The sequence below is a fragment of the Parabacteroides sp. An277 genome, assembly GCF_002159645.1.
Taxonomy (GTDB): domain Bacteria; phylum Bacteroidota; class Bacteroidia; order Bacteroidales; family Tannerellaceae; genus Parabacteroides.
In genome coordinates, this window is sequence record NZ_NFJB01000014.1 from 72,335 (window position 1) to 95,715 (window position 23,381).

Annotated in this window: 19 protein-coding genes and 1 pseudogene; 16 read left to right on the forward strand and 4 right to left on the reverse strand. The window is 48.4% G+C overall.

Annotation, left to right across the window (positions count from 1 at the left end; translation table 11 throughout):
• Positions 1 to 454: 454 nt before the first annotated feature.
• Positions 455 to 1,288, reverse strand: coding sequence for a hypothetical protein (locus B5F77_RS07305; RefSeq protein ID WP_087329481.1), 834 nt, complete (start codon positions 1,286 to 1,288; stop codon positions 455 to 457).
• Between the two features lie 249 nt (positions 1,289 to 1,537).
• On the opposite strand from B5F77_RS07305, the gene B5F77_RS07310 reads away from it, so the two are divergent.
• The 6 genes from B5F77_RS07310 to B5F77_RS07335 all read left to right on the forward strand — a co-directional run bounded on the left by B5F77_RS07310 (position 1,538) and on the right by B5F77_RS07335 (position 8,786).
• Positions 1,538 to 2,113: a Maf-like protein gene (locus B5F77_RS07310; protein ID WP_087329483.1), complete on the forward strand. Its 576-nt coding sequence runs from the start codon at positions 1,538 to 1,540 to the stop codon at positions 2,111 to 2,113.
• A gap of 28 nt (positions 2,114 to 2,141) precedes the next feature.
• Complete coding sequence (locus B5F77_RS07315) at positions 2,142 to 3,686, forward strand: alpha-L-arabinofuranosidase C-terminal domain-containing protein (protein WP_087329485.1); 1,545 nt, start codon at positions 2,142 to 2,144, stop codon at positions 3,684 to 3,686.
• A gap of 35 nt (positions 3,687 to 3,721) precedes the next feature.
• Positions 3,722 to 5,077, forward strand: a complete 1,356-nt coding sequence (locus tag B5F77_RS07320) for a sigma-54 dependent transcriptional regulator (RefSeq protein ID WP_087329486.1) — start codon at positions 3,722 to 3,724, stop codon at positions 5,075 to 5,077.
• Positions 5,067 to 6,389 (forward strand): ATP-binding protein, encoded by a 1,323-nt coding sequence (locus tag B5F77_RS07325; RefSeq protein WP_087329488.1) that lies wholly within the window; start codon positions 5,067 to 5,069, stop codon positions 6,387 to 6,389. The genes B5F77_RS07320 and B5F77_RS07325 overlap by 11 nt, the downstream gene beginning before the upstream one ends.
• A gap of 103 nt (positions 6,390 to 6,492) precedes the next feature.
• The gene (locus tag B5F77_RS07330; RefSeq protein ID WP_087329490.1) at positions 6,493 to 7,752 is read left to right on the forward strand and encodes an Nramp family divalent metal transporter; all 1,260 of its coding nucleotides are present in this window, start codon (positions 6,493 to 6,495) and stop codon (positions 7,750 to 7,752) included.
• A 14-nt stretch (positions 7,753 to 7,766) separates the two neighbouring features.
• Positions 7,767 to 8,786, forward strand: a complete 1,020-nt coding sequence (locus B5F77_RS07335) for an o-succinylbenzoate synthase (RefSeq protein WP_087329492.1) — start codon at positions 7,767 to 7,769, stop codon at positions 8,784 to 8,786.
• Between the two features lie 8 nt (positions 8,787 to 8,794).
• On the opposite strand, the gene B5F77_RS07340 is transcribed toward B5F77_RS07335, so the two are convergent.
• Entirely contained in the window at positions 8,795 to 9,172 is a 378-nt protein-coding gene (locus B5F77_RS07340) for a RidA family protein (protein WP_087329494.1), read from the reverse strand.
• Between the two features lie 31 nt (positions 9,173 to 9,203).
• Positions 9,204 to 9,950, reverse strand: a complete 747-nt coding sequence (gene rlmB, locus B5F77_RS07345; protein WP_087329496.1) for a 23S rRNA (guanosine(2251)-2'-O)-methyltransferase RlmB — start codon at positions 9,948 to 9,950, stop codon at positions 9,204 to 9,206.
• A gap of 1,030 nt (positions 9,951 to 10,980) precedes the next feature.
• Between rlmB and B5F77_RS07350 the strand changes: the two genes are divergently transcribed.
• Positions 10,981 to 12,108 carry a DUF6261 family protein gene (locus tag B5F77_RS07350; RefSeq protein ID WP_087329498.1) on the forward strand — a complete coding sequence of 376 codons (1,128 nt, stop codon included), beginning with the start codon at positions 10,981 to 10,983 and terminating at the stop codon, positions 12,106 to 12,108.
• A 6-nt stretch (positions 12,109 to 12,114) separates the two neighbouring features.
• A pseudogene (locus B5F77_RS07355) lies at positions 12,115 to 14,007 on the forward strand (AAA domain-containing protein).
• Positions 14,008 to 14,017: 10 nt separating this feature from the next.
• Here the strand turns inward: B5F77_RS07355 and B5F77_RS15705 are convergent.
• Entirely contained in the window at positions 14,018 to 14,179 is a 162-nt protein-coding gene (locus tag B5F77_RS15705; protein WP_162607966.1) for a hypothetical protein, read from the reverse strand.
• 310 nt (positions 14,180 to 14,489) lie between these two features.
• On the opposite strand from B5F77_RS15705, the gene B5F77_RS07365 reads away from it, so the two are divergent.
• The 8 genes from B5F77_RS07365 to menB all read left to right on the forward strand — a co-directional run bounded on the left by B5F77_RS07365 (position 14,490) and on the right by menB (position 23,230).
• Complete coding sequence (locus tag B5F77_RS07365) at positions 14,490 to 14,690, forward strand: hypothetical protein (RefSeq protein ID WP_087329503.1); 201 nt, start codon at positions 14,490 to 14,492, stop codon at positions 14,688 to 14,690.
• A gap of 166 nt (positions 14,691 to 14,856) precedes the next feature.
• On the forward strand, positions 14,857 to 15,285 hold the full coding sequence (locus B5F77_RS07370) for an Hsp20/alpha crystallin family protein (protein WP_087329505.1): 429 nt from the start codon (positions 14,857 to 14,859) through the stop codon (positions 15,283 to 15,285).
• Between the two features lie 92 nt (positions 15,286 to 15,377).
• A complete protein-coding gene (gene pfkA / locus B5F77_RS07375; RefSeq protein WP_087329507.1) occupies positions 15,378 to 16,361 on the forward strand; it encodes a 6-phosphofructokinase in 984 nt (327 codons plus the stop codon).
• A gap of 467 nt (positions 16,362 to 16,828) precedes the next feature.
• Positions 16,829 to 18,223, forward strand: a complete 1,395-nt coding sequence (locus B5F77_RS07380) for a cytochrome c peroxidase (RefSeq protein WP_087329509.1) — start codon at positions 16,829 to 16,831, stop codon at positions 18,221 to 18,223.
• A 156-nt stretch (positions 18,224 to 18,379) separates the two neighbouring features.
• Positions 18,380 to 19,612, forward strand: coding sequence for a Cof-type HAD-IIB family hydrolase (locus B5F77_RS07385; protein WP_087329511.1), 1,233 nt, complete (start codon positions 18,380 to 18,382; stop codon positions 19,610 to 19,612).
• Positions 19,609 to 20,700, forward strand: a complete 1,092-nt coding sequence (locus tag B5F77_RS07390) for an isochorismate synthase (RefSeq protein ID WP_087329513.1) — start codon at positions 19,609 to 19,611, stop codon at positions 20,698 to 20,700. The genes B5F77_RS07385 and B5F77_RS07390 overlap by 4 nt, the downstream gene beginning before the upstream one ends.
• A 6-nt stretch (positions 20,701 to 20,706) precedes the next feature.
• A complete protein-coding gene (gene menD, locus B5F77_RS07395) occupies positions 20,707 to 22,371 on the forward strand; it encodes a 2-succinyl-5-enolpyruvyl-6-hydroxy-3-cyclohexene-1-carboxylic-acid synthase (RefSeq protein WP_087329515.1) in 1,665 nt (554 codons plus the stop codon).
• 34 nt (positions 22,372 to 22,405) lie between these two features.
• Complete coding sequence (gene menB / locus B5F77_RS07400) at positions 22,406 to 23,230, forward strand: 1,4-dihydroxy-2-naphthoyl-CoA synthase (RefSeq protein WP_087329517.1); 825 nt, start codon at positions 22,406 to 22,408, stop codon at positions 23,228 to 23,230.
• Positions 23,231 to 23,381 lie beyond the last annotated feature (151 nt).

Below are 23,381 nucleotides of genomic sequence, written 5' to 3' on the forward strand. Positions count from 1 at the left end.
ATCGTGCCAAACAAGATAAATAGTTGTTTGTTAAATAGATAACACTTCTTAACTCTTGGAAAAGTGTCAAATTTTTTGACACCACTGTCCAATTTTTTGACACTTTCCTTCCGCGAGAAACAGCGAAACAAGGAAGGAAAACTTCCGAATACGCCGAGAAAAGTGGGGAAAGTAACGGGGAATTCTTTACGTATCGTCGATGTTTGTACAAATATCGTCGATATTTCTATATCTTTAGGCTAAAGATACACAAATATCGACGATACGTGGAGAATAATCAGGCAAGGAAATAAGTTTTCATCGGGGATATCCATCTTTTGGCTTAGGCAGACAAACAAACGAGAGGAGAGGCCGGCAAGCCGACTCGGTTTTTTTAATTCCTTGTCTACTTGTCAACCCCTCCTCTTGTCTATTAAACCGGAGGTCGTCTGAAGCTTTTTCTTTGGCTTGCCTCTTATTTATAAAGCGCTTTGCCCAGCTCTTCCAATCCGGCTTCTCCAGGCAAACCGGGATAGGCTTCCTTCATGGCGTGGCTAAAGTCCTGTGCTGTTTGGTTGTTTTTCAGGACCTCTTTCATCTTTTTCAAGTAAGCGATTTTGAATTCTACGGCATCTCGTTTCGCCGCACCGCCATGTCCGCCGAGGAATAGTTCCGCTCCCGAATCCAATGAGTTCTTGGCTTCTATAATCTCTGCGTCTATAGCGGCCGGAGAAGATACTTGCAAGTGGCTGACATGCGCCTTGGCCGGAGCCCAGTGCGTGTAATAAGCCTTGCCGCCGATTAGGATACTTGCGCCAGGAAAGTCGGAAGTAGCCCCGCGACGGAACTCAAACGAGACGCCAGCCCAAGTCTGCGTCGTGCCGAATTTTACTTCCGTGGCGTTGTCTGTAGGCATTTCAGTCAAGGCATCACCGAAAGCCTGTGCAAAACCTTGCATCATACCGCCATACACTTCGCCTTTAGTAAATGCAGGCATACCTTCCGCCATTACCACTTCATGGTTTCCTGTACCGCCTACATGATAGTCTGTGATGCGTTTCTCTACGGGTTTGTCCAACTTAGAAAGATAAGAATCAAACTCCGCTACATTGTCTTTGAACAACGGCTGCTCCATGGTGACGAGCGCCTCTTTACCTTCGATGATGTAACTTGCATCGCCCAACGCATCGTGGGTGTAATACACATGCAATTTAAAATTGCCGAGGTCGTGTACCTCGAAACGTCCTTTTTCTTGTGCCATCACTGTAATTGCTAAAAGATTGAACAAAATAAATAATACCTTTTTCATTGCTTGTTGTTTTTATAATGTTACTTACTAAAAGAATCTTTGTTTCCTTTTCGCTGCAAAATTAATAAGCCTATTTTGATACCACAAGTAGGTACTTGTAAGTTAGATACTTACGAGAAAGTGACTATTATTGTGTATAAACTAATTGCAGATGCCATTTTTTTGAAAAAAATTTTTGGTTCAGCAATGAATCCAAATCGGAGGTTTTCTCGGAGATTTTCTTTAAATTTGAACCCAAATTGAAAGGAAATGAAGGTAAAGGATTATCATATTATATTAGCATCTAATTCGCCTCGGCGGAAGGAATTGCTGGCGGGTTTAGATGTAGCGTTTGAAGTGCGGGTCATCCCTGGATTGGAAGAACATTATCCGGCTTCGCTCCCGGCAGAAGAGATACCCGTTTTCTTGGCCAAGCAAAAAGCGGAAGCCTATACGAAGGAGATGAGTGCCTGCACGCTGCTGATTACGGCTGATACCATCGTGTGGAATCGGGGAGAAGTGATAGGAAAACCGAAAGATAGGGAAGACGCCATACGGATGCTTCAATCGCTGAGTGGCCATGCACACAAGGTCATTACAGGTGTTTGCCTGACGACACAAGAGAAACAAAAGGCATTCGCGGTTACGTCGACCGTCTATTTTGCTTCCCTTTCAGACGAAGAGATTATCTATTATGTAGACCACTACAAACCCTTCGACAAAGCGGGGGCGTATGGTATCCAGGAATGGATTGGTTATGTGGGCGTAGAGCGTATCGACGGAAGTTTTTACAATGTCATGGGGCTTCCGGTTCAACGTCTTTATCAGGAATTGAAAAGGTTTTAATCACTATTTAAACAAGTATAAAGATACAATGAAAAGCATTTTATTAGTTCTTGCGGCGGCATTTACTTTATCTGCCCAAGCACAACGGGAAGCTTCGGTTCGTATTTATCCGGAACAGGGAAAGCAAGTTATCCATAAGAATATTTACGGACAATTTGCCGAACATTTGGGTTCGTGCATTTATGGCGGACTTTGGGTCGGACCCGAAAGCGATATTCCGAACGTACAAGGTTATCGGACGGATGTATTGGAAGCATTGAAAAAGCTCCAAGTACCGGTACTTCGTTGGCCGGGTGGATGTTTTGCGGATGAATATCATTGGATGGATGGCATTGGACCGGTAGCAAACCGTCCGCGCATGGTAAATAACAATTGGGGAGGTACGGTAGAAGATAATAGTTTTGGCACACACGAATTTCTAAACCTGTGCGAACTCATCGGATGCGAACCTTATGTAAGTTTGAACGTAGGAAGCGGTACGGTCGAAGAGATGGCGAAATGGGTAGAATACATGACGGCTGAGGAGGGGCCTATGGCCAAACTTCGTAAGGAAAACGGACGAGAAAAGCCATGGAAAGTGAAATACATCGGTGTAGGTAATGAGAGTTGGGGATGTGGTGGAAGCATGCGGCCGGAATATTATGCGGATTTATACCGTCGTTATGCCACTTATTGTCGGAATTACAACGGAAATCAACTATTCAAGATAGCAAGTGGGGCGAGCGATTACGATTATAATTGGACAAAGGTGCTGATGCAACGTGTAGGGAATCGGATGCATGGGCTTTCTTTGCATTATTATACAGTAATGGGCTGGGACGGAAGCAAAGGTTCCGCTACGAACTTTACGGATGAAGACTATTATTGGGCGTTGGGTAAATGTTTGGAAATCGAACCCGTAATGCAAAAGCACATTCAGATTATGGACGAATATGACCCGCAGAAACAAATCGCGCTTTTGGTAGATGAATGGGGTACTTGGTGGGATGAGGAGCCAGGGACTATTCAAGGACATCTTTATCAACAAAACACTTTGCGGGATGCTTTTGTAGCTGCACTAACGCTCAATGTATTTCATAAATATACGGACCGTGTGCAAATGACGAACATTGCCCAAATAGCCAATGTGCTTCAAGCCATGGTACTAACTGAAGGCAATAAGATGTTGCTTACCCCCACTTACCACGTGTTCGAGATGTATAAAGTACACCAAAATGCAACTTATCTGCCATTAGATTTGATATGTGATAAGGTGAAAGTACGAGACAATCGGGAGGTTCCTATGCTCAGTGTATCTGCCTCGCGAGATAACGCTGGGAAAATACACATCAGCTTGGCTAATGTAGATTTGAAACAGAGCGAAACGGTACGTATCGATATATCAGGTCTTCAAGTAAAAGCGGTGAATGGACGTATTTTGACGGCTCCCGAAATCCAATCGCATAATACTTTCGAAGATCCCGATGTCGTAAAGCCTGTTCCTTTCCGCCATATTTATTGGGAGGGAGATGAGTTACGCGTAGAGATGCCGTCCAAATCCATTATTGTCTTGGAAGCGGAGATTCAAAAATAATGCCTACCTTTGCGCGGATTTAAAGCAAAGAAAGAATGGAGAAAGAAGGAATAATCTTAGTGGTTGATGATAATAAAGCGTTGTTGGCAGCCTCCAAGCTGCTCCTAAAGAGTGTGTTTGAGGAGGTGTTTACACTATCTTCTCCTAAAAAATTACTACAGACTCTTTCGGAGCGAGATATTGATGTCGTGCTTTTAGACATGAACTTTGAGGCGGGGCTCAATACGGGCAATGAAGGGCTTTATTGGCTTCACCAGATAAAAGAACGGTATCCTGAAGTGCAAGTAGTTCTCTTTACGGCCTATGCTGATATTGAATTAGCGGTACGGGGCATGAAAGAGGGAGCTAATAATTTTATTGTAAAGCCCTATGATAATACCAAGCTTGTCGAAACCTTGCGGGCGGCTTATTTGCAAAAGCGGACAAGGGAAGGTACGAAAGGGGAAAAGTGTCAGACGGGAAATATGTATTGGGGAGAGTCTCCAGCGATGATACGGCTCCATCAATTGGTTGAAAAGGTGGCAACGACCGATGCTAATGTGCTTATCACAGGTGAGAATGGAACCGGAAAGGAAATGTTGGCACGCGAAATACATGCGCTATCGAAACGGAAACATGCGGCAATGGTACCGGTAGATATGGGTGCTATCACGGAAACTCTTTTTGAGAGCGAGCTATTTGGTTATGTGAAGGGAGCATTTACCGATGCTCGTACAGATAGAGCGGGAAAGTTTGAGACGGCCAATAATGGAACTCTCTTTCTTGACGAGATTGGAAATTTGTCTTATCATTTGCAAGCCAAGTTACTAACGGCTTTGCAAAGACGTAGTATTGTCCGTGTAGGAAGTAACACTCCTATTCCGATTAATATCCGATTGATTTGTGCGACTAATCGTAATCTACAGGAAATGGTTTCCAAAGAAGAGTTCCGCGAAGACCTTCTTTATCGTATTAATACGATTCATGTCGAAATTCCTCCTCTTCGCGAGCGAAAAGAAGATATTGTACCGTTGGCGATGGGATTCTTGCAGAAATATGGCGAACTTTACCAGAAACCTGAACTCCAGTTCAGCGAAACGGCGGAAAGACTTCTCGAATCTCAACCTTGGCTCGGTAATATCCGCGAATTGGAACACGCCATTGAGAAAGCTGTGATTATTTGCGAGGGAGATACGGTGGAAGATTTCTATTTTGAGTTTCCTCGGCAACAGTCTATCAAGTTGGATGAATCCACCCAAACAGAGACTCCTTTTCAAACTTTGGAGGAGATGGAATACAAGATGATAAAAGCAGCGATGACGCAACATGAAGGCAATCTGTCGTTAGTGGCCAATCAATTGGGTATATCCCGGCAAACGCTTTACAATAAATTGAAGCGATATGGGCTTTAAACGGCTTTCCCATAGTTTGACGTTGCATCTTGTGTTACTTATTGCGGTGAGTGGCGTGAGCGTGTGGTCTGTCGCTTATATCGAATGGTCTGTTCTGCCTTTTGCCTTGCTGAGTATTGGTTATCTTATTTTTCGTATTCGTAAATTATATGGGCTTAATGCGCAAAAAGTAGCCTTTATGTTTGATGCCATTAATAATAACGACTATGCCTTTAAATATGCGACAGATGGGTATTCAGAAGACGACAAACTGGTGCTCGAATCGATGAACCGTATCACTCAAATCCTGTTTCAGGCTAAAGCGGAGGCCGTACAACGGGAAAAGTATTACGAGCTAATTATGAATTCGGTGAAGACCGGTATAATCGTGATTGACGACAAGGGAAACATTTACCAGAGCAATACGGCTGCATTGCATTTATTGGGCATTTCTATTTTTACCCATGTGAAACAATTGGTCCGGATTGATGAGGTATTGGCACGCACGATAGAAAACATACAACCAGGCGAAAAGCAACAAATCTCTTTTACGCATGAACGGGGCGCGGTCAATCTCTCTTTGCGTGTCTCGGAGATGCAGTTGCGAGACAAACATGTGCGAATCATTGCTTTGAATGAAATCAATGACGAGATGGATGAAAAGGAGATTGAATCTTGGATACGCCTGACGCGAGTACTAACGCATGAAATTATGAATTCAGTTGCACCGATTACGTCGCTTAGTGATACGCTGCTCGCGATGCAAGAAGGTATGAACGAGGATGTACGGGAAGGGCTGGAAGTCATCCGGACAACGGGCAAGGGACTTATTTCCTTTGTCGAATCCTATCGTAAGTTCACGCATATCCCTACGCCGCAGCCTACACTTTTCTATTTGGCGCCATTTTTCGAACGAATCATTCGTTTGGCTTGTCTGCATCATCCATGTCCTCATATTGTATTCCAAAAAGAGATTCAGCCGGAAGATTTGATTCTCCATGCCGACGAAAATCTTATTTCCCAGGTATTGCTCAATCTTTTGAAGAATGCCATTCAAGCTATCGGTCCTACGCAACAGGACGCCTGGATACGGCTCTACGCCTATTGCGATGAAGAGGAGCAAGTAATCCTTGAAGTGAGCAACAATGGTCCTGCTATTCCGCCTGAAGAGGCCGATCATATCTTTATCCCGTTCTTTACGACGAAAGAAAAGGGAAGCGGAATAGGATTATCGATTTCGCGTCAAATCATGCGGCTCTCCGGAGGTAGTTTGGCTCTTAAAACAGGTCCGTCAACGCCTTATACGACTTTTATCCTGACTTTCCCCGGATGAAATCAAACAAACGAAAGATATGAGTTGTTATTAAAAATAAAATAAACGAGAAACAAAAGGAAAATAAACGAGAATTAGATGCAAAATAAACGACATTCAAAATATGAAGTTATTAGATAAGCTTAAGAAGAATCATCATCCGCGCTCGGCGGCTTTGGATTTGCTCAAGTATATTGGACCGGGACTTTTGGTGACGGTCGGATTCATCGACCCAGGCAATTGGGCTACGAACCTTGCCGCTGGTTCCGAGTTCGGGTATGCGTTGCTTTGGGTGGTGACCTTTTCGTCGGTCATGCTGATTATTATCCAACACAATGTAGCGCATTTAGGAATCGTTACCGGATTATGCCTTTCTGAGGCGACTACGCGTTATCTCCCGAAGAAGCTCAGTCGGCCTATTTTGTTTTCGGCGATGTTGGCAAGTATCTCTACTTCGTTGGCCGAGATTCTCGGAGGGGCCATCGCTTTGCAAATGCTTTTTCGCATCCCGATTGAGGTCGGAGCGGTTATCGTGACGGGTGTTTGCTTTCTGATGTTGCTTTCGAACACGTACAGCAAGATTGAGCGATGGATTATCACGTTCGTCTCTATCATTGGATTATCTTTCCTCTATGAATTGGTCTTGGTCGATGTCGATTGGAGCGCGGCGGCAAGTGGTTGGGTGAAGCCGACCTTCCCAGAGGGTTCGCTCCTTGTCGTGATGAGTGTTTTAGGCGCCGTAGTCATGCCGCACAATTTATTCCTCCATTCCGAAGTCATCCAGAGCCGTAATTGGAATCTGGAGGACGAAACCGTTATCAAAAAACAATTAAAGTATGAGTTTTACGATACGCTGCTCTCGATGGTGATTGGTTGGGGCATCAACTCGGCCATGATTATCCTCGCGGCGTCTACGTTCTTTCAGGAGGGCATTGCCGTCACCGAATTGGATCAGGCGCAAGCGTTGCTGGCTCCGCTGGTGGGAAACAATGCGGGGGTTATCTTCGCGGCGGCGTTATTGCTCGCGGGCGTTTCGTCGACGATTACGTCGGGTATTGCGGGAGCTTCCATCTTTGCGGGCATTTTCGGGGAGGCTTACCATCACCGGGACTTGCATTCGCGCTTGGGAGTGGTCTGCTCTTACCTCCCGGCTCTTTTTTTGATTTGTTTGATAGGTAATCCGTTCCAAGGACTTATTATTTCCCAAATGGTATTGAGCCTCCAATTGCCCATCACGATTTTTACGCAGGTTTACCTCACCTCCAGTCCGAAAGTCATGGGGCGGTTTGCGAATAGCCCTTCTACGCGATGGATTCTCCTTATCCTGGGTAGCATCGTGACCCTCTTGAACCTCGCGCTTTTATTTGAATTTATTTTATCCTAAACGCATATCATTTCATGTTTCACATCTCTATCGAGGCAAAGACCTTGCATTTTAAACAACCGGCGGGTACGTCGCGCGGTATTTATACGACACGGAAGGTTTGGTACCTTCGCTTGACCTCCGACGAACAGCCCGAACGTTTCGGGATAGGGGAGTGTGCCCCGCTTCCGAATTTAAGTTGCGATGACCTTCCGAATTACGAACTTCTCTTGGCAAAAGCCTGTCGGGAGGCTGAACAGGCGGGCGGCGTCGACCCCGAATCGCTTCGTCCCTATCCTTCTATCCTTTTCGGTTTGGAAACCGCTTTTCGGCATTACGCGAGGGGTACGACGGACCTCTGGGACACTCCTTTCTCGCGCGGAGAGCAAGGCATTCCTATCAACGGGTTAATTTGGATGGGAAGTTACAAGTCCATGCTCGAACAAATCGAACGGAAGATGCAGGCCGGTTTTCGTTGCATAAAACTCAAAATCGGCGCCATCGGATTCGACGACGAACTGGCTTTATTGAAAATCATACGGCGGCACTTCTCGGCCGACGAAATGGAGCTTCGCGTCGATGCGAATGGTGCTTTTTCGGTGCCGGAAGCTCCGGATAAGCTTCGCCGACTGGCCGAACTGGACCTCCACTCGATTGAGCAACCGATCCGGGCCGGACAATGGGACGCGATGGCTTCGCTCGCTCGGACGAGCCCGCTGCCTATCGCTCTCGACGAGGAATTGATTGGCATCGGCACTGAAGCTCAGAAAAAACAATTATTGGAATGCATCCGCCCCTCGTACATCATCCTGAAGCCTTCGTTGCATGGGGGGATGGCGGGAGCGATGGAATGGATTCGTTTGGCGGATGGATTAGGCATCGGCTGGTGGGTCACGTCTGCGCTCGAATCGAACATCGGCTTGAACGCCCTCGCGCAATGGTGCGCTACTTTGCCGACCTCTCTTCCGCAAGGATTAGGCACCGGGTCTCTTTTTACAGACAATATCCCGATGCCTCTCGAAGTCCGCGGCGACGAACTATGGCGCGTCGTCTAAGAAAAACCTTATTTGGCCGCAATCACTTCAATTTCCACGAGCCCGTTCTTCGGTAGCGTTTTGACGGCTACGGCGGAGCGGGCCGGGAAGTCTCCGCTGAATTGTTTCGCATAAATCTCGTTTACGGCAGCAAAATCGGCCATGTCGGCGAGGTAGACCGTCGTCTTTACTACGTTTTCAAGTCCGTATCCCGCCTTTTCCAAGATAGCCTTCACGTTTTGGAACGCCTGCTCGGTCTGCGCTTGCACGCCGCCCTGAGCGAAGTCGCCCGTGGCCGGGTCTAAACCCAATTGCCCGGAAGCGAACAGGAAGTTCCCTACTTCAATCGCCTGACTGTATGGTCCGATGGCCGCAGGCGCTTTCTCGGTTGAAATTACTTTTTTCATCTTTTCTTATCTTTAGGATTATAGGAAAAATTCATTTTTCGCTTTGCCGACGCTGCCGAACAACCTCATAAATCAAAATACCTGCGGCGACGGACACATTCAACGACGCAATCGTTCCGTACTGCGGGATTTTCACCATCCCATCGCAAATACGAAGATTTTCGTAGGAAACGCCCTTGTCTTCCGCACCCATGACGATGGCCGTCGGTCCCTCGTAACGCACGGAGGTATAATCTTCAGTGGCCTTTTCCGTGGCCGCGTACACCTTCACGCCACTCTGTTGGAGATAGCGGATGGCTCCGCTGATGCTATTTTCTTTGCATACGGGCAGCACGTGCAGCGCTCCGGCCGATGTCTTTATGGCGTCTGCGTGGACGCTTACGCTGCCGTGCGAAGGGATAATTATCGCGTCCACCCCCGCGCACTCACATGTCCGGGCAATTGCACCAAAGTTCCGGACGTCCGTCACGCCGTCGAGCAATACAACGAATGGGTCGCGCCCCTCTTCGTAAAGAAACGGGATAATATCTTCCAGCCGCTGGTAGGCAATGGCCGAAACGAATGCGACGACTCCCTGGTGGTTCTTTCTCGTGTATCGATCGAGTCGTTCGTTCGGCACCCGCTGGACCTGAATCCTTTTTTCCTTCGCGAGCTGTAAAAGTTCCTTGGCCAACTCCCCTTGCAAGTCGCGGCGTATTAATATCTTATCTATCTCCTTATCCGCTTGGATGGCTTCCATCACAGCCCGGATACCAAATACAAATTCATTTTCTTTCATGTCTGATACCTCATTCTATTTCTCGAGGCAAAGGTAGTTAATAATATGTATTCTTCCCAAGGAAAAGAGGGTAATCTTTCTTCGTGTGGGGGTTTTCGGAGGGAAAAATCCGTTTGGTGCAGGGGGATTAATCATTTTTAAGGCAAAAAATAGGGATTCATGTTGATGGAGTCCGTTTAAATCCCTACTTTTGCCACGCCCTTTGGGAAAAGGGAATGCTATTAAGCTATTTTTGTGAATATCTTTTCATGATGAGTCTCTGGAAAGCGTGAACGTCATTTTCGCTTTTCCGGAGGCTTTTTTTTCGAAAAAAATGGCGTAATCTCTTGGAGAGTTCATTTTTAATCCCGATATTTGCGAAAACCTTTGTGAAAAGGCATACCCTTACGTATTTAGTATTTGGTTATACATGTTTTGTATCCTCTGGGAAAGGGAAATCCATTTCTTCTTTTCCGGAGGATTTTTTTTCAAAGAAAATAGCACTCGGTATGGGAGATTTCCTATTTTATCCCTATATTTGCAGCAACCTTTGTGAAAAGGCATATATGTTAATAATTAATTTTGTATTCATTAATTAGAAACGACCTCTGGAGAACGAAAAGTCTATTTCGTTTTTTCCAGAGGTTTTTTTATCGTATAAATCCTTTTGGGGATATAAAAAGTCCCCTTGCGCAGGCAAAAATCATCTAAAACCGCGAAATTAACTTTTTTAAGAAAGAAAAATGCAAATAGATTAGGATTATTACTTTTTAAACCGTAAATTTGCCGCAGACTATTTGTCAAAGCATATTTAAATGTTTTAGTTTAACAGAAATTTTTGCCGGGGCCTCGATCCATCGTATTTTATTCATATTATATATTTTTACCGAGGTACCCGGCATTTTCAAATGATTTTATCCCAGGCGGAGGAATCCGCTGACAAGAAAAATGATTTTTATCAATGGCGGAGGGGTCCGCCGACAGGAAAAATGATTTTTGTCAACGTCGGAGGGGTCCGCCAATCGAAATAACAATTTAAATAAATAGAAAAATGGTAGTCGAAGAAATTAACGAAGGATTTGGATTTTCCAACGCACGAAACGGCGAGCATTACGATGTGAACCAAGCGTTCCTGGATATTATCACGAAAGAATTCACGGATGAGCTGGGAATCGGGTTCTTGCGAAACAATTATGCCGCCATGTTTGATGTCGAGCGCGCGTGCCATCTGCGCAGCCGTTCGTATGACGAGACGCCGGATGTGCTGGCGCAAGACAAGAAGCGCGACAACGCTTTCTTGCTCATCTCTCAAACTATAAACGCGGGGCAGTATTCCTCGAACGAATCGAAGCGAAACGCGGCTTTGCGCCTCATCCGAGTGCTCAAACCCTACAAAAATGCGCCTCGGCTATCGTTGATGAACAACTCTTCGGCCATTTCCAAGTTTTTGCAAGAGATGGAAGAGGAGCAAAACGCAGCCGACCTGGAAACGCTGGGACTGACCACCGACCTCACGGAATTGAAGGAAGCGAACGAGGCGTTTATCCAGATTTACCGCGCGCGTTCCAATGTAGAATATTCGCAGTATCGGTCGGAGAACATGAAGTCGATTCGTCCGAAAGTAGACGCCGCCTTTCGCACTTTGGCAAAAACTATCAACGCCTTGTACCGCGTCAACTTCTTTATCGAGCGAGACGCCGAGAAAGAGGCTCGGATGAAGGAAATCATCGAGGATGTGAACGCCAAGATCTACAAACTACAGAAAACATTGGTGCAGGCAGGAATCATTAGCTCCCCCGCGAAAGATGACGATTCTTCCGCTTCGAATACGGGTGAGGAAGAGATACAACCGCAGATTACGCGCGTCTTCCAGGTCGAAGGAGGCGACGCAGAAAATCCGAACCACATCAAGCGCGGCGCCTTGACGCAAATTGATTGGTTGGGAGAATTTACCCTGGTGGACAAGACAGGAGAGAATCCCGGCGACATCATCTTGCAAAACGATCAAGGATACGACGAAAAGATAAGCGCGGAGGCCATTTCCCAACGCGACGAGAACGGATGTCAATTTACGATGGTCAATGACTTGACAGAAGGCAATTATACGCTTCGCATCGAGACCTACGACGGCGGAAACCCGCTCGTGGTACAGTATTTGGAACCCATTTACCTGGATTAAGCCTGGATGAATCCGCAGAGCGAACTGCAAACGCAATACGACGCGTTGGCGTAAGAATACGCCTTCGAAAAAGCAGCCTACGAAGCCGCCTCGACGCAGGCGGGCCTCGCGCGGAACATGCAGCAAGGAATTTGTTGGTATCCGGTTACGACAGGGAGAAACTACTATAATTCATTAAATCAATTCGTAATTGAACTGGAAAAACGGGACGCGCCCGAGGGGGAACACGCCTTCGAATACGGCCGTCCCGTTCGTTTTTTTAAGACAGACGGCCAAGGGCGCCCACGGTTTTTTTCCTTCGCCTCGGTCGTGAGCTATGTCCAAGAGCAAAAAATGGTCGTGACGCTCCCTTCTCCCTCCGCGCTCCTGGAAATCCAAGGCGAAGCAGACCTCGGCATTCAGCTTTATTTCGACGAGACCAGTTACAAGTCCATGTTCGCCGCCCTGAAAGCCGTGATGGCAGCGAAAGGCACGCGGCTGGCCGAATTAAGGGATATTTGCCTCGGAAACCAGCCGGCCGAGCGCCGGAAGCTTTTTCCGCTTCGGTTTCCCTGGCTGAACAGCTCGCAAGAGAAGGCGGTGAACGAAGTACTGGCCGCCAAAGACGTCGCAATCGTGCACGGACCGCCCGGGACCGGGAAAACCACCACGCTGGTTGAGGCGATTTACGAGACCCTTCATCGCGAGACACAAGTGCTGGTTTGCGCGCAAAGTAACATGGCCGTAGACTGGATATCCGAAAAGCTCATGGACAGGGGCGTGAACGTCCTCCGCATGGGTAATCCGACACGGGTGACCGATAAGATGCTCTCATTTACCTATGAACGTCGCTTCGAAGCCCACCCCGATTACCCCGAACTTTGGGGCATACGGAAAACCATCCGCGACATCCAAAATAACCTCAAAAACCGAAGCGGGAGCCAACGGGAGACCGACCGCAACCGGCTTTCCCGCCTCCGATACCGCGAGACGGAGCTCACGATGCAAATAGACCGGGAATTGTTCGAGGAGGCGCGCGTCGTCGCTTGTACGCTCGTCGGAGCCTCCCACCGACTCCTCGAAGCGCATCACTTCACGACGCTCTTCATCGACGAGGCCGCGCAAGCCTTGGAGGCTGCGTCGTGGATTGCGATACAGAAAACAGACCGGATTATCCTCGCCGGAGACCACCAACAACTTCCCCCGACGATTAAATGCCCGGAAGCGGCCCAGGCCGGCCTCTCGCAGACGTTGATGCAAAAGATTGCCACCCGGAAACTAGCAACCGTCTCGCTTCTCACCGTCCAATACCGGATGCATGAGGCCATCATGGGATTTCCATCCGCCTGGTTCTACGACAACCAATTAAAAGCTGCGCCCGAAGTGAAAGAGCGGGGAATCTTAGCACTCGACACGCCGCTCGTCTGGGTAGACACCGGCGGATGCGAATGGGCCGAAGAGACATCCGCCGAGGGCTCGAGCCGCCTCAATCGGAAAGAAGCCGAAGAGCTTATCCTCCAGCTGCAGGCATACATCGAGCGTATCGGCAGAGAGCGCATCCTCGAAGAGCACATCGACTTCGGCATCATTTCGCCCTACAAAGCGCAGGTCTATTATCTCCGGAGGCTATTGAAAAGGACTCCATTCTTCAAACCCATTCGTTCGCTCCTCACGGTACACACCGTCGATGGCTTCCAAGGACAAGAGCGAGACGTCGTCCTCATCAGCTTGGTCCGCGCGAACGAGACCGGAAAGATTGGCTTCCTTTCCGACCTTCGACGGATGAATGTCGCCATCACCCGTGCCCGCATGAAGCTCATCCTCCTCGGCGACGCGTCCACCCTCTCGCGTCATGCCTTTTACCGGAAATTGTATCAATATGTAGAAGAAAAGGGGAAAGTGATCCGGTTGGCGGACTAAAATATCTAAATTACCCGTCAATTTGTAGGGTCGTATCAATATTATGTATATTTTTGTCGTGCTCAAATGAAATAAAGAGCAACAAAGTAAGAATGCGTTTGAAGATATTATCCGTGTTCAGGAAATCCCCAATTTCATTAGCTACAATGGATAATGTTGATAAACGCTCCATAGCCTTATATGCGTAATAAGTATTGCCCCCGTGCAAGCTATTATAAATATAGGCGTGGGGCTTTATATTACTTGTAGTGAGTATGGGGATACTTCTGAACGGTAATATAACAGTTCCCACGCTTTTATTTTATAAGGACTTCAGCATCCTTTGGGAACAGGGCTGAAAACAAAAGCAAGGAGCAATATGAAAGACTTCCTATTATCATCCATCCAAGCGGCACGTGTCTGCGTGCGCTCCGCTTTTCTTTTCTCACCGGCGGTTGTTTTTCAACAAAGAATGTGCCATAATGAAACTGGAAAAATGAATTATGGTACCCGAAGAATATGAAAAATCGTTTCCGCAAGACAAAGCGTTATGGGAACAACTATTGGCCTTGACGCGCGAAGTCGAATCTTTCAAGACTTCCATTTATGGCAATTCGCTGGAATCCGTATTGGCAAGATTGGAAGGAATCGGAAAGGAAATAGATATTTTATTGTCGTATTTGCGGGAAAATCCAGACAAATAGTCAGCTTCTACTCTTAAATGATGACAAAATGAACCGTTGCAGCTCGTCGGGCGATTTGGAATGCAAATTGAGGCAAATAGGCGGATCGAACAAAAGAAAATAAGAATCCTGCGCAGGCAGGAACGCTAAATAATATAAGTTTAATCATCAAAAAAAGGAGGTTATTATGACACCTGTAAGAAAAAATGAAGATTGGTTGCCGGGTATCTTTACTGATTTCTTCGACAACGGATGGATGTTGAAAGCCAATGCGACAGCTCCGGCTATCAATGTAGCGGAAAGCGACAAGGGCTACCATGTGGAAGTGGCGGCTCCGGGCATGACGAAAGCAGATTTCTCGGTCAATTTGGATACCGACAACAACTTGGTCATCAACATGGAGAAGAAAGAGGAAACGAAGGACGAAAAGAAAGACAAACGTTATCTTCGTCGCGAGTTCTCTTATTCGAAATTCCAGCAGGCCATCGCTTTGCCGGATAATGTGGACAAAGACAAGATTTCGGCCAAAGTGGAAAACGGGTTGCTTTTGATTGACATTCCGAAGAAGTCGGCTGAGGCAGAGAAAAAACAAGGAAAAGTTATTGAAGTGAAATAGCTTTACATTTTTCTCATATATTTAGTGTGTCTCGCGCATAGGCAAGGGCGGCGGAGGCTGCCTGCGCCTATGCTTAAAAACAAAATAACGCGATGAATAAAGATTTGTTTATTGGGATTTTGACGTCGGGCGGCGACGCTTCAGGCATGAACGCGGCGATCCGTGCCGTGACGCGTGCCGCGATTTATAACGGGTTCCGGGTGAAAGGCATCTACCGCGGATACGAAGGGTTGATTGCCGGGGAAGTGAAAGAGATTACGACCGAAGACGTCAGCAATATCATCCAGCGCGGGGGAACCATCCTCAAGACCGCGCGCTCGAAAGAATTCACCACGCCCGAAGGACGGCGGAAGGCTTACGACGTCTTGAAACGGGAAAATATCGGTTACCTGGTCATTATCGGCGGGGACGGTTCCTTGACGGGCGCGCGCCTGTTTGCCGACGAATATCCCGACGTGGTTTGCATCGGTTTGCCGGGCACGATAGACAATGACCTCTGCGGGACGGATACGACCATCGGGTACGATACGGCCTTGAACACCATCGTGGAATGTGTGGACAAGATCCGCGATACGGCCACCTCGCACGAGCGCATCTTCTTTGTCGAGGTCATGGGGCGCGATGCCGGTTTCCTGGCACAGAACAGCGCGATTGCGTCGGGGGCCGAAGCCGCCATTATCCCGGAAGACAAGACCGACGTGGACCAATTGGAGCAATTCATTAGCCGGGGCTTCCGCAAAACAAAGAACAGCAGCATTGTCATCGTCTCGGAAAGCCCGAAGGACGGCGGCGCCATGCATTATGCCGAACGGGTGCGGAAGGAATACCCGCAATACGAAGTGCGCGTTTCGATCTTGGGCCATTTGCAACGAGGCGGCGCGCCGAGCGCAGGAGACCGTATCCTGGCCAGCCGGTTGGGCGAAGCTGCCGTCCAAGCCATTTTGGAAGAACAGCGGAACGTGATGATGGGCATCCGCGACAACGAAATCGTGTACGTTCCTTTTTCGGAAGCCATCAAGCGCGACAAGCCGATCGACAAGAACCTCATCCGCGTGTTGGATGAACTATCCATCTAAGGCGATTGAATCGTGTTTTTACCCATCCAGCACGACAAGGATAAAGAGAAGGCGTCTCTTTACCCTCCGCGCGCTGTGTGGATAAAGAAAAGATTTAATATTTATCCTCCGCGTGCTGGGCGGATAAAGAGACGGCATCTCTTTACCCTCCGCGCGCTGTGTGGATAAAGAAAAGATTTAATATTTATCCTCCGCGTGCTGGGCAGATAAAGAGACGCTATCTCTTTATCCTCCGCGTACTGGATGGGTAAAGAGACGGCGTCTCTTTATCCTTGTCGTGCTGGATGGGTAAAATTAGAAGTACATCTTGTATACTATATCAAAAAAAGAAGCGGGAAGGCGCATTATCAGCCTAATCGTGGACATTTTAGAAGGAATGGTATTACTTTTGCAGCCCATTTCCCGCCAAGAGGGGGAAAAGGATGACATTTGATCTTTGTATAGGTTTTTAAAATAGCAGAAACAAAATGAAAAAGAATGCTAAGATTTTGGTAGGAGCGGTCGGCATTGTCGCTGTATTGGCGATTGCCTATCGCATGGTAAACCAAGCTCCGTCTGCCGATTTGCCGGCAAACGAGCAAATGGAACAAATCTTGACGGACGGCGGATGTCTGGCGTGCCACTCCGCAAATCCGAAGTTGCCGTTTTATGCCAATTGGCCTGTGGCCAAAGGGTTGATCGGGAAGCATGTGAAGGATGGATATGCGACGTTCGACGTGGCTCCTTTCATGGCCTCCCTGCGTAACGGCTCCCAGCCCAACGAAGTGGATTTGGCGAAAGTGGAGCAGACCATCGCCGACGGTTCGATGCCGCTCAGCCAGTATTATTTGGTACATTGGGGCTCGTCGATTACCTCGACCAAACGCGAACAGATGTTGGCAGGAGTCAAGGAGATGCGGGCGAAGTTCTTCCCCAATCCGTTGGCAGCTCCCCAGTTTGCCAACGAGACGGTGCGTCCCGTTCCGGACAGCATCCCGTATGACGCCCGCAAGGCGGCGCTGGGCGATGTGCTTTATCACGACACGCGCCTTTCGGCAGACGGAACGATTTCGTGTGCTACGTGCCACGGGCTGAATACGGGCGGCGTGGACAACAAGCGTTATTCGGAAGGTATCAAAGGGCAGTTGGGTGGCGTCAATGCGCCGACGGTCTATAATGCTTGCTTCAATTTCGTCCAGTTCTGGGACGGACGTGCGGGCACGTTGGCTGAACAGGCCGGTGGTCCTCCTTTGAATCCGGTCGAGATGGGTTGCAAGTCGTTCGACGAGATTGTCGCCCGCCTTTCGGAAGACAAGGCATTCGTGGACAGCTTTACCGTGGCTTATCCGGAAGGATTGAGCCAAGCGACCATCACCGATGCGATTGCCGAGTTCGAGAAGACGTTGGTAACGCCGAATAGCGCGTTCGACCGTTACCTGAAAGGCGACGAGCAGGCGATGACTGCCGAGCAGATAGCCGGGTATGACCTCTTCAAGCAATATGATTGCGCGACCTGCCATGCCGGTGTGAACATGGGCGGATTGACCTACGAGCTGATGGGACAGCGCGCCAACTATTTCGAGGACCGCGAACTGACGCAGAAGTCCGGCCTGACCGATGGCGACAATGGCCGTTGGGCGCAGACGAAAGACGAGCACGACCGCTATCGCTTCAAGACGCCTACGTTGCGTAACGTCGCGCTGACCTATCCGTATTATCACGACGGAAGCGTCCAGACGTTGAACGAGGCCATTACGATGATGGCGAAGTATCAGGTAGGACGGGAAATGTCGGCTGCCGATGCGCAAAAGGTCGAGAGTTTCCTCAACGCGTTGACTGGCGAATATAAAGGAAAGTTGTTGGTAAACGACAACATGAAATAAAAATCGAACCCCATAGGGGAACAGAGGCACGGGACTTTTTAAGAGTTAATTAGTCCTGCGCCTCTTGTTTTTTCCTGGCTTTTTTCGCCAAAATCTTTTTTTTCTGGATTGTTGTCCTTATCTTTGTAGGACTAATCTCTAAAAAAGGTAAAGGCCATGAAGTATAAAATGTTAGTCATCGATGTGGACGGGACGTTATTGAACGACCAGAAACAGATAACCGAACACACGCGTTCGGCTATCATGAAGGCCCAACAAATGGGCGTACATGTTGTGTTGTCTTCCGGACGTCCGACGGGCGGCATTCTTCCGATTGCCCGTTCGCTGGAACTGAATAATTACGGAGGATATGTGATTTCCTATAATGGAGCCCAAATCATAGATATGGCAACGGAAAGCGCGTTGTTCGACAAGCGCCTCGACCCCTCGCTCTTTCCCTATTTGGATAAGAAGGCAAAAAAGAATAACTTCGCCATTTTTACCTATATCGGAGAGCATATCTTGACGGACCATCCCGAAAATCCGCACGTTATCCAGGAGGCAGATTTGAACAACATGCATATTAAGGGTGTACCGAATTTCCCGGAAGCCGTAGATTTTGCGCCCTGCAAATGTATTCTGGCGAGCGACGACGAAGAGGCTTTAATCGGGCTGGAGAATCATTGGAAACGGAGATTGGCTGGTGCTGCCGAAGTGTTCCGTTCCGAAGATTATTTCCTCGAAGTAGTTCCGCCGACCGTGGATAAGGGAAATACCCTTGCCCTGCTGATGGATATGCTGAAGCTGGACAAGGAAGAGGTGATGGCGATTGGCGACGGAGCGGCTGACGTGCCGATGATGCAGTTGGCAGGCTTGGCGGTGGCCATGGGCAATGCGCGGGATTCGGTGAAAGTTTGTACGGACCGTACGACGCTCACCAACGAGCAGGACGGTGTGGCCGTAGCGATCGAAATGGCTATCTTGTCGGCAATCCGTCCGGCCGAGATTCCGTTAGACCAGCTCAACGCACGGGCGAAACATGCCTTGATGGGGAACTTGGGCATCCAATATACATACGCTTCGGAAGACCGTGTGGAGGCGACTATGCCAGTAGACGAGCGCACGCGCCAGCCTTTCGGCATCCTGCATGGAGGCGCCACGTTGGCTTTGGCCGAAACCGTAGCGGGATTAGGTTCGATGCTTTTGGTAAAGCCGGATGAAATCGTAGTCGGGATGCAAGTGAGCGGAAACCATATCTCCTCGGCACACGAAGGAGACACAGTACGCGCGGTGGGCACGATTGTGCACAAAGGACGTTCGTCGCATGTGTGGAACGTTGACGTGTTCACTTCAACCGATCGTTTGGTTTCCTCCATCCGAGTCGTAAATAGTGTGATGAAAAAGAAATGATAAGAGAAGAAAACGAATTTGTAATAGACCAATTAATACAAGAAGGAAGGAGCTTCGCGCTATGGCGCATTCCGGGAGAGGAGACCATCCATTTCCGGATGCAAACCACGGGAAGCCCTGACTTAATCTATGATTTATCAGCATTAAACGGGCGGAGCGGTTTTGTAATCGCTCCGTTCCATGTTTCAACGGAACATCCAATCGTACTAATCCAGCCCGATTGCTTCGAATTGCCGGAAAAAACAAAGGCATCTTCGCCCGAAAACATAGGCATGTTTGCGCGCAAAGAATACGATGTTTCCGACAAAGCAAAGGCATGGAACCAGTACCAGGTAGCTTTCCAGCATTTTTGGTCTGCCTTGGATGCAAAGAAGGCAGAGAAGCTGGTGCTTTCGCGGAGTTTTACGTGGGAAAAGGCGGAACGGCTTTCTCCCGGAAAAGCGTTCTTCCGCGCTTGTCGGCATTACATCTATTCTTATGTATACCTTTGCCATACGCCCCAGACGGGCACGTGGATTGGCGGAACGCCTGAAATCCTGCTGGCCGGAGAAGGCACGCAATGGCAGACCATTGCCTTGGCGGGGACGCAACACTTAGTGGATGGACAACTCCCCAAGCCCTGGGATGAAAAGAACATGCGCGAACAACAATTGGTGGCGACCTACATCCGTGAGCAACTCGAAAAAAAAGGTATTCATCCCGAGGAACAGGGACCCTATTCCGCGGTAGCCGTTGAATTGGCCCACCTCCGAAGTGATTTCCGGTTTGAGCTTCCCGACACGCAACATTTGGGTGATTTGCTGGACTTGTTGCATCCGACGCCTGCTGTTTGCGGATTTCCCAAGGAAATCGCCCATCGTTTTATCCTCGAGCGGGAAGGATATGACCGGAGTTACTATTCTGGATTCGTTGGTTGGCTCTCGCCTGTGGGGCGGACGGATTTGTATGTGAATCTCCGGTGTGCTACCATGCAGGACCATTGTTATACCCTTTTCGCAGGCGGCGGATTACTCCCGTCGTCGCGCTTGCAAGAGGAATGGCAAGAGACAAACGATAAGATGCAAACAATGAAGAAAATAATAGAATAACCATTTATGTATTCAGATAAAAAGAACATCCTCCAATTGGTTGCTTTATTGAAAGCACACGAGATTCGACATGTTGTGCTTTGTCCCGGCAGCCGCAATACTCCTATTATTCATACACTGGCAAACCATCCGTTTTTTACTTGCTACTCCGTCACGGACGAACGAAGTGCAGGCTTCTTTGCTTTGGGCTTGGCCTTGAGCAACGGACGTCCGGCGGCTGTGTGTTGTACTTCCGGGACGGCGCTCTTGAATCTGCATCCGGCCGTAGCGGAAGCTTTTTACCAACAGGTGCCGTTGGTCGTGATTTCAGCAGACCGTCCGGCTGCTTGGATTGGACAGATGGATGGACAGACACTTCCGCAACCGAATGTATTTGGTTCGTTAGTAAAGAGTTCTGTAGATTTGCCGGAAATTCATACTTCCGAAGAGGAATGGTATTGCAATCGACTTGTCAATGAGGCATTGTTGGAATTGAACCACCACGGGAAGGGACCTGTGCACATAAATGTCCCTATATCCGAACCATTATTTAGCTTCTCGGCTGAGGAACTTCCCGACGTGCGTGTCATTACCCGTTATCAAGGGCTGAATGTCTATGACCGTCAATACGATGACTTGATTACCCGTTTGAACGGCTATACGAAGCGTATGATGGTGGTTGGCCAGATGAACTTGATTTACCTCTTTGAACGGAAAATCTGTAAGCTGCTTTATAAACATTTTGCTTGGTTGACGGAGCATACGGGCAATCAGACCGTTCCGGGTATCCCGGTGAAAAATTTTGATGCGATTATTTATGCCTTGCCGGAAGAGGAACAGGCGAAGCTGGTGCCGGATTTGCTGATTACCTATGGCGGGCATGTCGTTTCCAAACGATTGAAGCAGCTTTTACGCAAACATCCGCCGAAAGAGCATTGGCATGTAGCGGCCGATGGGCAGGTGACGGATACGTTCTGTTCGCTGACCACCGTCATCGAGATGGATCCTTTTGAATTTCTGGAGAAGATCGCTTATCTGTTGGAGAATAAACCTTGTGAATATCCGAAGCGGTGGGAACAGCTCTCGAAACAGATGGCCGAACCGGATTTTGCCTTTTCGGAAATGGCGGCTATCGGTAAGGTCTTGAAGGCGCTCCCGACCGATGCGGTGTTGCATTTGGCGAATAGCTCTACGGTCCGCTATGCGCAGCTTTTCCAGATTCCGGATAGTGTGGAGGTATGTTGCAACCGGGGAACGAGCGGCATAGAGGGGTCGCTCTCTACGGCTCTGGGGTATGCGTGGGCATCCGATAAACTGAACTTTGTCCTTATAGGGGACTTGAGTTTCTTCTATGATATGAATGCGCTATGGTGCAATCATTTGCGGGGCAATCTGCGTATTATGCTGCTTAATAATGGGGGAGGAGAAATCTTCCAGTCGTTGCCTGGGCTGAAGATGGAAGTGCGTACACATCGTTTCGTGACCGCTTTGCATCAAACGAAAGCGGAGGGCTGGGCTCAAGAGCGTGGGTTTGATTATACGGCGGTTCATACGATGGAAGAACTGGATGCCGCGTTGCCCGATTTCATGCAGGCCGACCAGCAGGGAAATCCGAAGTTCATGGAGGTCTTTACTGATAAGGCGGAAGACGTTCGTTTGCTGAAAGAATATTATCATGGATTGAGAAAATGACGTTTATTTTAAATTAAAAAACAACGAAGAAAAGATGGAAACAAAGCGTGAATGGAAAACGATTAAGGAATACAAGGAGATTTTGTTTGAAATGTATCAGGGCATTGCCAAGATTACGATTAACCGCGAACGGTATCGCAATGCGTTTACGCCAACGACCGTGACCGAGATGAGTGATGCCTTTTATATTTGTCGTGAACGGCAAGACATCAACGTGGTCGTCTTGACGGGGGCCGGTGACAAGGCCTTCTGTTCAGGAGGGGATATGCATGTAAAAGGCCGTGGCGGTTATGTGGGGACAGATGGCGTGCCGCGGCTGAATATCCTCGATGTGCAGAAGCAGATCCGTTCGCTTCCGAAGCCGGTCATTGCGATGGTGAATGGCTATGCAATCGGAGGCGGGCATGTGTTGCATGTCGTCTGTGATTTGACTATTGCTTCCGAGAATGCCCGGTTCGGACAGACGGGGCCGCGCGTAGGTAGCTTCGATGCGGGGCTGGGTTCTTCTTATCTGGCTCGCTGCGTAGGGCAGAAACGGGCACGCGAGATTTGGTTCCTTTGCCGGCAATATACGGCGCAGGAGGCGTATGAAATGGGCATGGTGAATAAAGTAGTCCCCTTGGATAAGCTGGAAGACGAAGTGGTGGAATGGGCTGAGACCATGATGCAACACAGTCCCTTGGCGCTTCGTATGATTAAAGCGGGACTGAACGCGGAACTGGATGGACAAATCGGCATTCAGGAATTGGCGGGCGATGCGACCATGCTTTACTATATGACGGATGAGGCACAGGAGGGAGGCAAGGCTTTCCTTGAAAAGCGTCGGCCTCGGTTCGAGGATTATCCGAAATTCCCCTAACGCGAGAAAAGACACCGGGGTGTGTGTCGTAATGGGTATATAGCACACAGAATTCTAAGACCTACGCAAGCAATCGGTATTAATTTTATCGTTAAATAATTCTAACGGACTGGGACAGACGTTTCAGTCCGTTCAATTTCTATAGTTTAGT

Coding starts and splice junctions, on each gene's coding strand:
- pfkA (WP_087329507.1), top strand. CDS start 15,378: ATGAATAAAGATTTGTTTATTGGGATTTTGACGTCGGGCGGCGACGCT.
- B5F77_RS07320 (WP_087329486.1), top strand. CDS start 3,722: ATGGAGAAAGAAGGAATAATCTTAGTGGTTGATGATAATAAAGCGTTG.
- B5F77_RS07365 (WP_087329503.1), top strand. CDS start 14,490: ATGGTACCCGAAGAATATGAAAAATCGTTTCCGCAAGACAAAGCGTTA.
- B5F77_RS07390 (WP_087329513.1), top strand. CDS start 19,609: ATGATAAGAGAAGAAAACGAATTTGTAATAGACCAATTAATACAAGAA.
- rlmB (WP_087329496.1), bottom strand. CDS start 9,950: ATGAAAGAAAATGAATTTGTATTTGGTATCCGGGCTGTGATGGAAGCC.
- B5F77_RS07305 (WP_087329481.1), bottom strand. CDS start 1,288: ATGAAAAAGGTATTATTTATTTTGTTCAATCTTTTAGCAATTACAGTG.
- B5F77_RS07335 (WP_087329492.1), top strand. CDS start 7,767: ATGTTTCACATCTCTATCGAGGCAAAGACCTTGCATTTTAAACAACCG.
- menB (WP_087329517.1), top strand. CDS start 22,406: ATGGAAACAAAGCGTGAATGGAAAACGATTAAGGAATACAAGGAGATT.
- menD (WP_087329515.1), top strand. CDS start 20,707: ATGTATTCAGATAAAAAGAACATCCTCCAATTGGTTGCTTTATTGAAA.
- B5F77_RS07330 (WP_087329490.1), top strand. CDS start 6,493: ATGAAGTTATTAGATAAGCTTAAGAAGAATCATCATCCGCGCTCGGCG.
- B5F77_RS07340 (WP_087329494.1), bottom strand. CDS start 9,172: ATGAAAAAAGTAATTTCAACCGAGAAAGCGCCTGCGGCCATCGGACCA.
- B5F77_RS07325 (WP_087329488.1), top strand. CDS start 5,067: ATGGGCTTTAAACGGCTTTCCCATAGTTTGACGTTGCATCTTGTGTTA.
- B5F77_RS07310 (WP_087329483.1), top strand. CDS start 1,538: ATGAAGGTAAAGGATTATCATATTATATTAGCATCTAATTCGCCTCGG.
- B5F77_RS07350 (WP_087329498.1), top strand. CDS start 10,981: ATGGTAGTCGAAGAAATTAACGAAGGATTTGGATTTTCCAACGCACGA.
- B5F77_RS07370 (WP_087329505.1), top strand. CDS start 14,857: ATGACACCTGTAAGAAAAAATGAAGATTGGTTGCCGGGTATCTTTACT.
- B5F77_RS07380 (WP_087329509.1), top strand. CDS start 16,829: ATGAAAAAGAATGCTAAGATTTTGGTAGGAGCGGTCGGCATTGTCGCT.
- B5F77_RS07385 (WP_087329511.1), top strand. CDS start 18,380: ATGAAGTATAAAATGTTAGTCATCGATGTGGACGGGACGTTATTGAAC.
- B5F77_RS15705 (WP_162607966.1), bottom strand. CDS start 14,179: ATGGAGCGTTTATCAACATTATCCATTGTAGCTAATGAAATTGGGGAT.
- B5F77_RS07315 (WP_087329485.1), top strand. CDS start 2,142: ATGAAAAGCATTTTATTAGTTCTTGCGGCGGCATTTACTTTATCTGCC.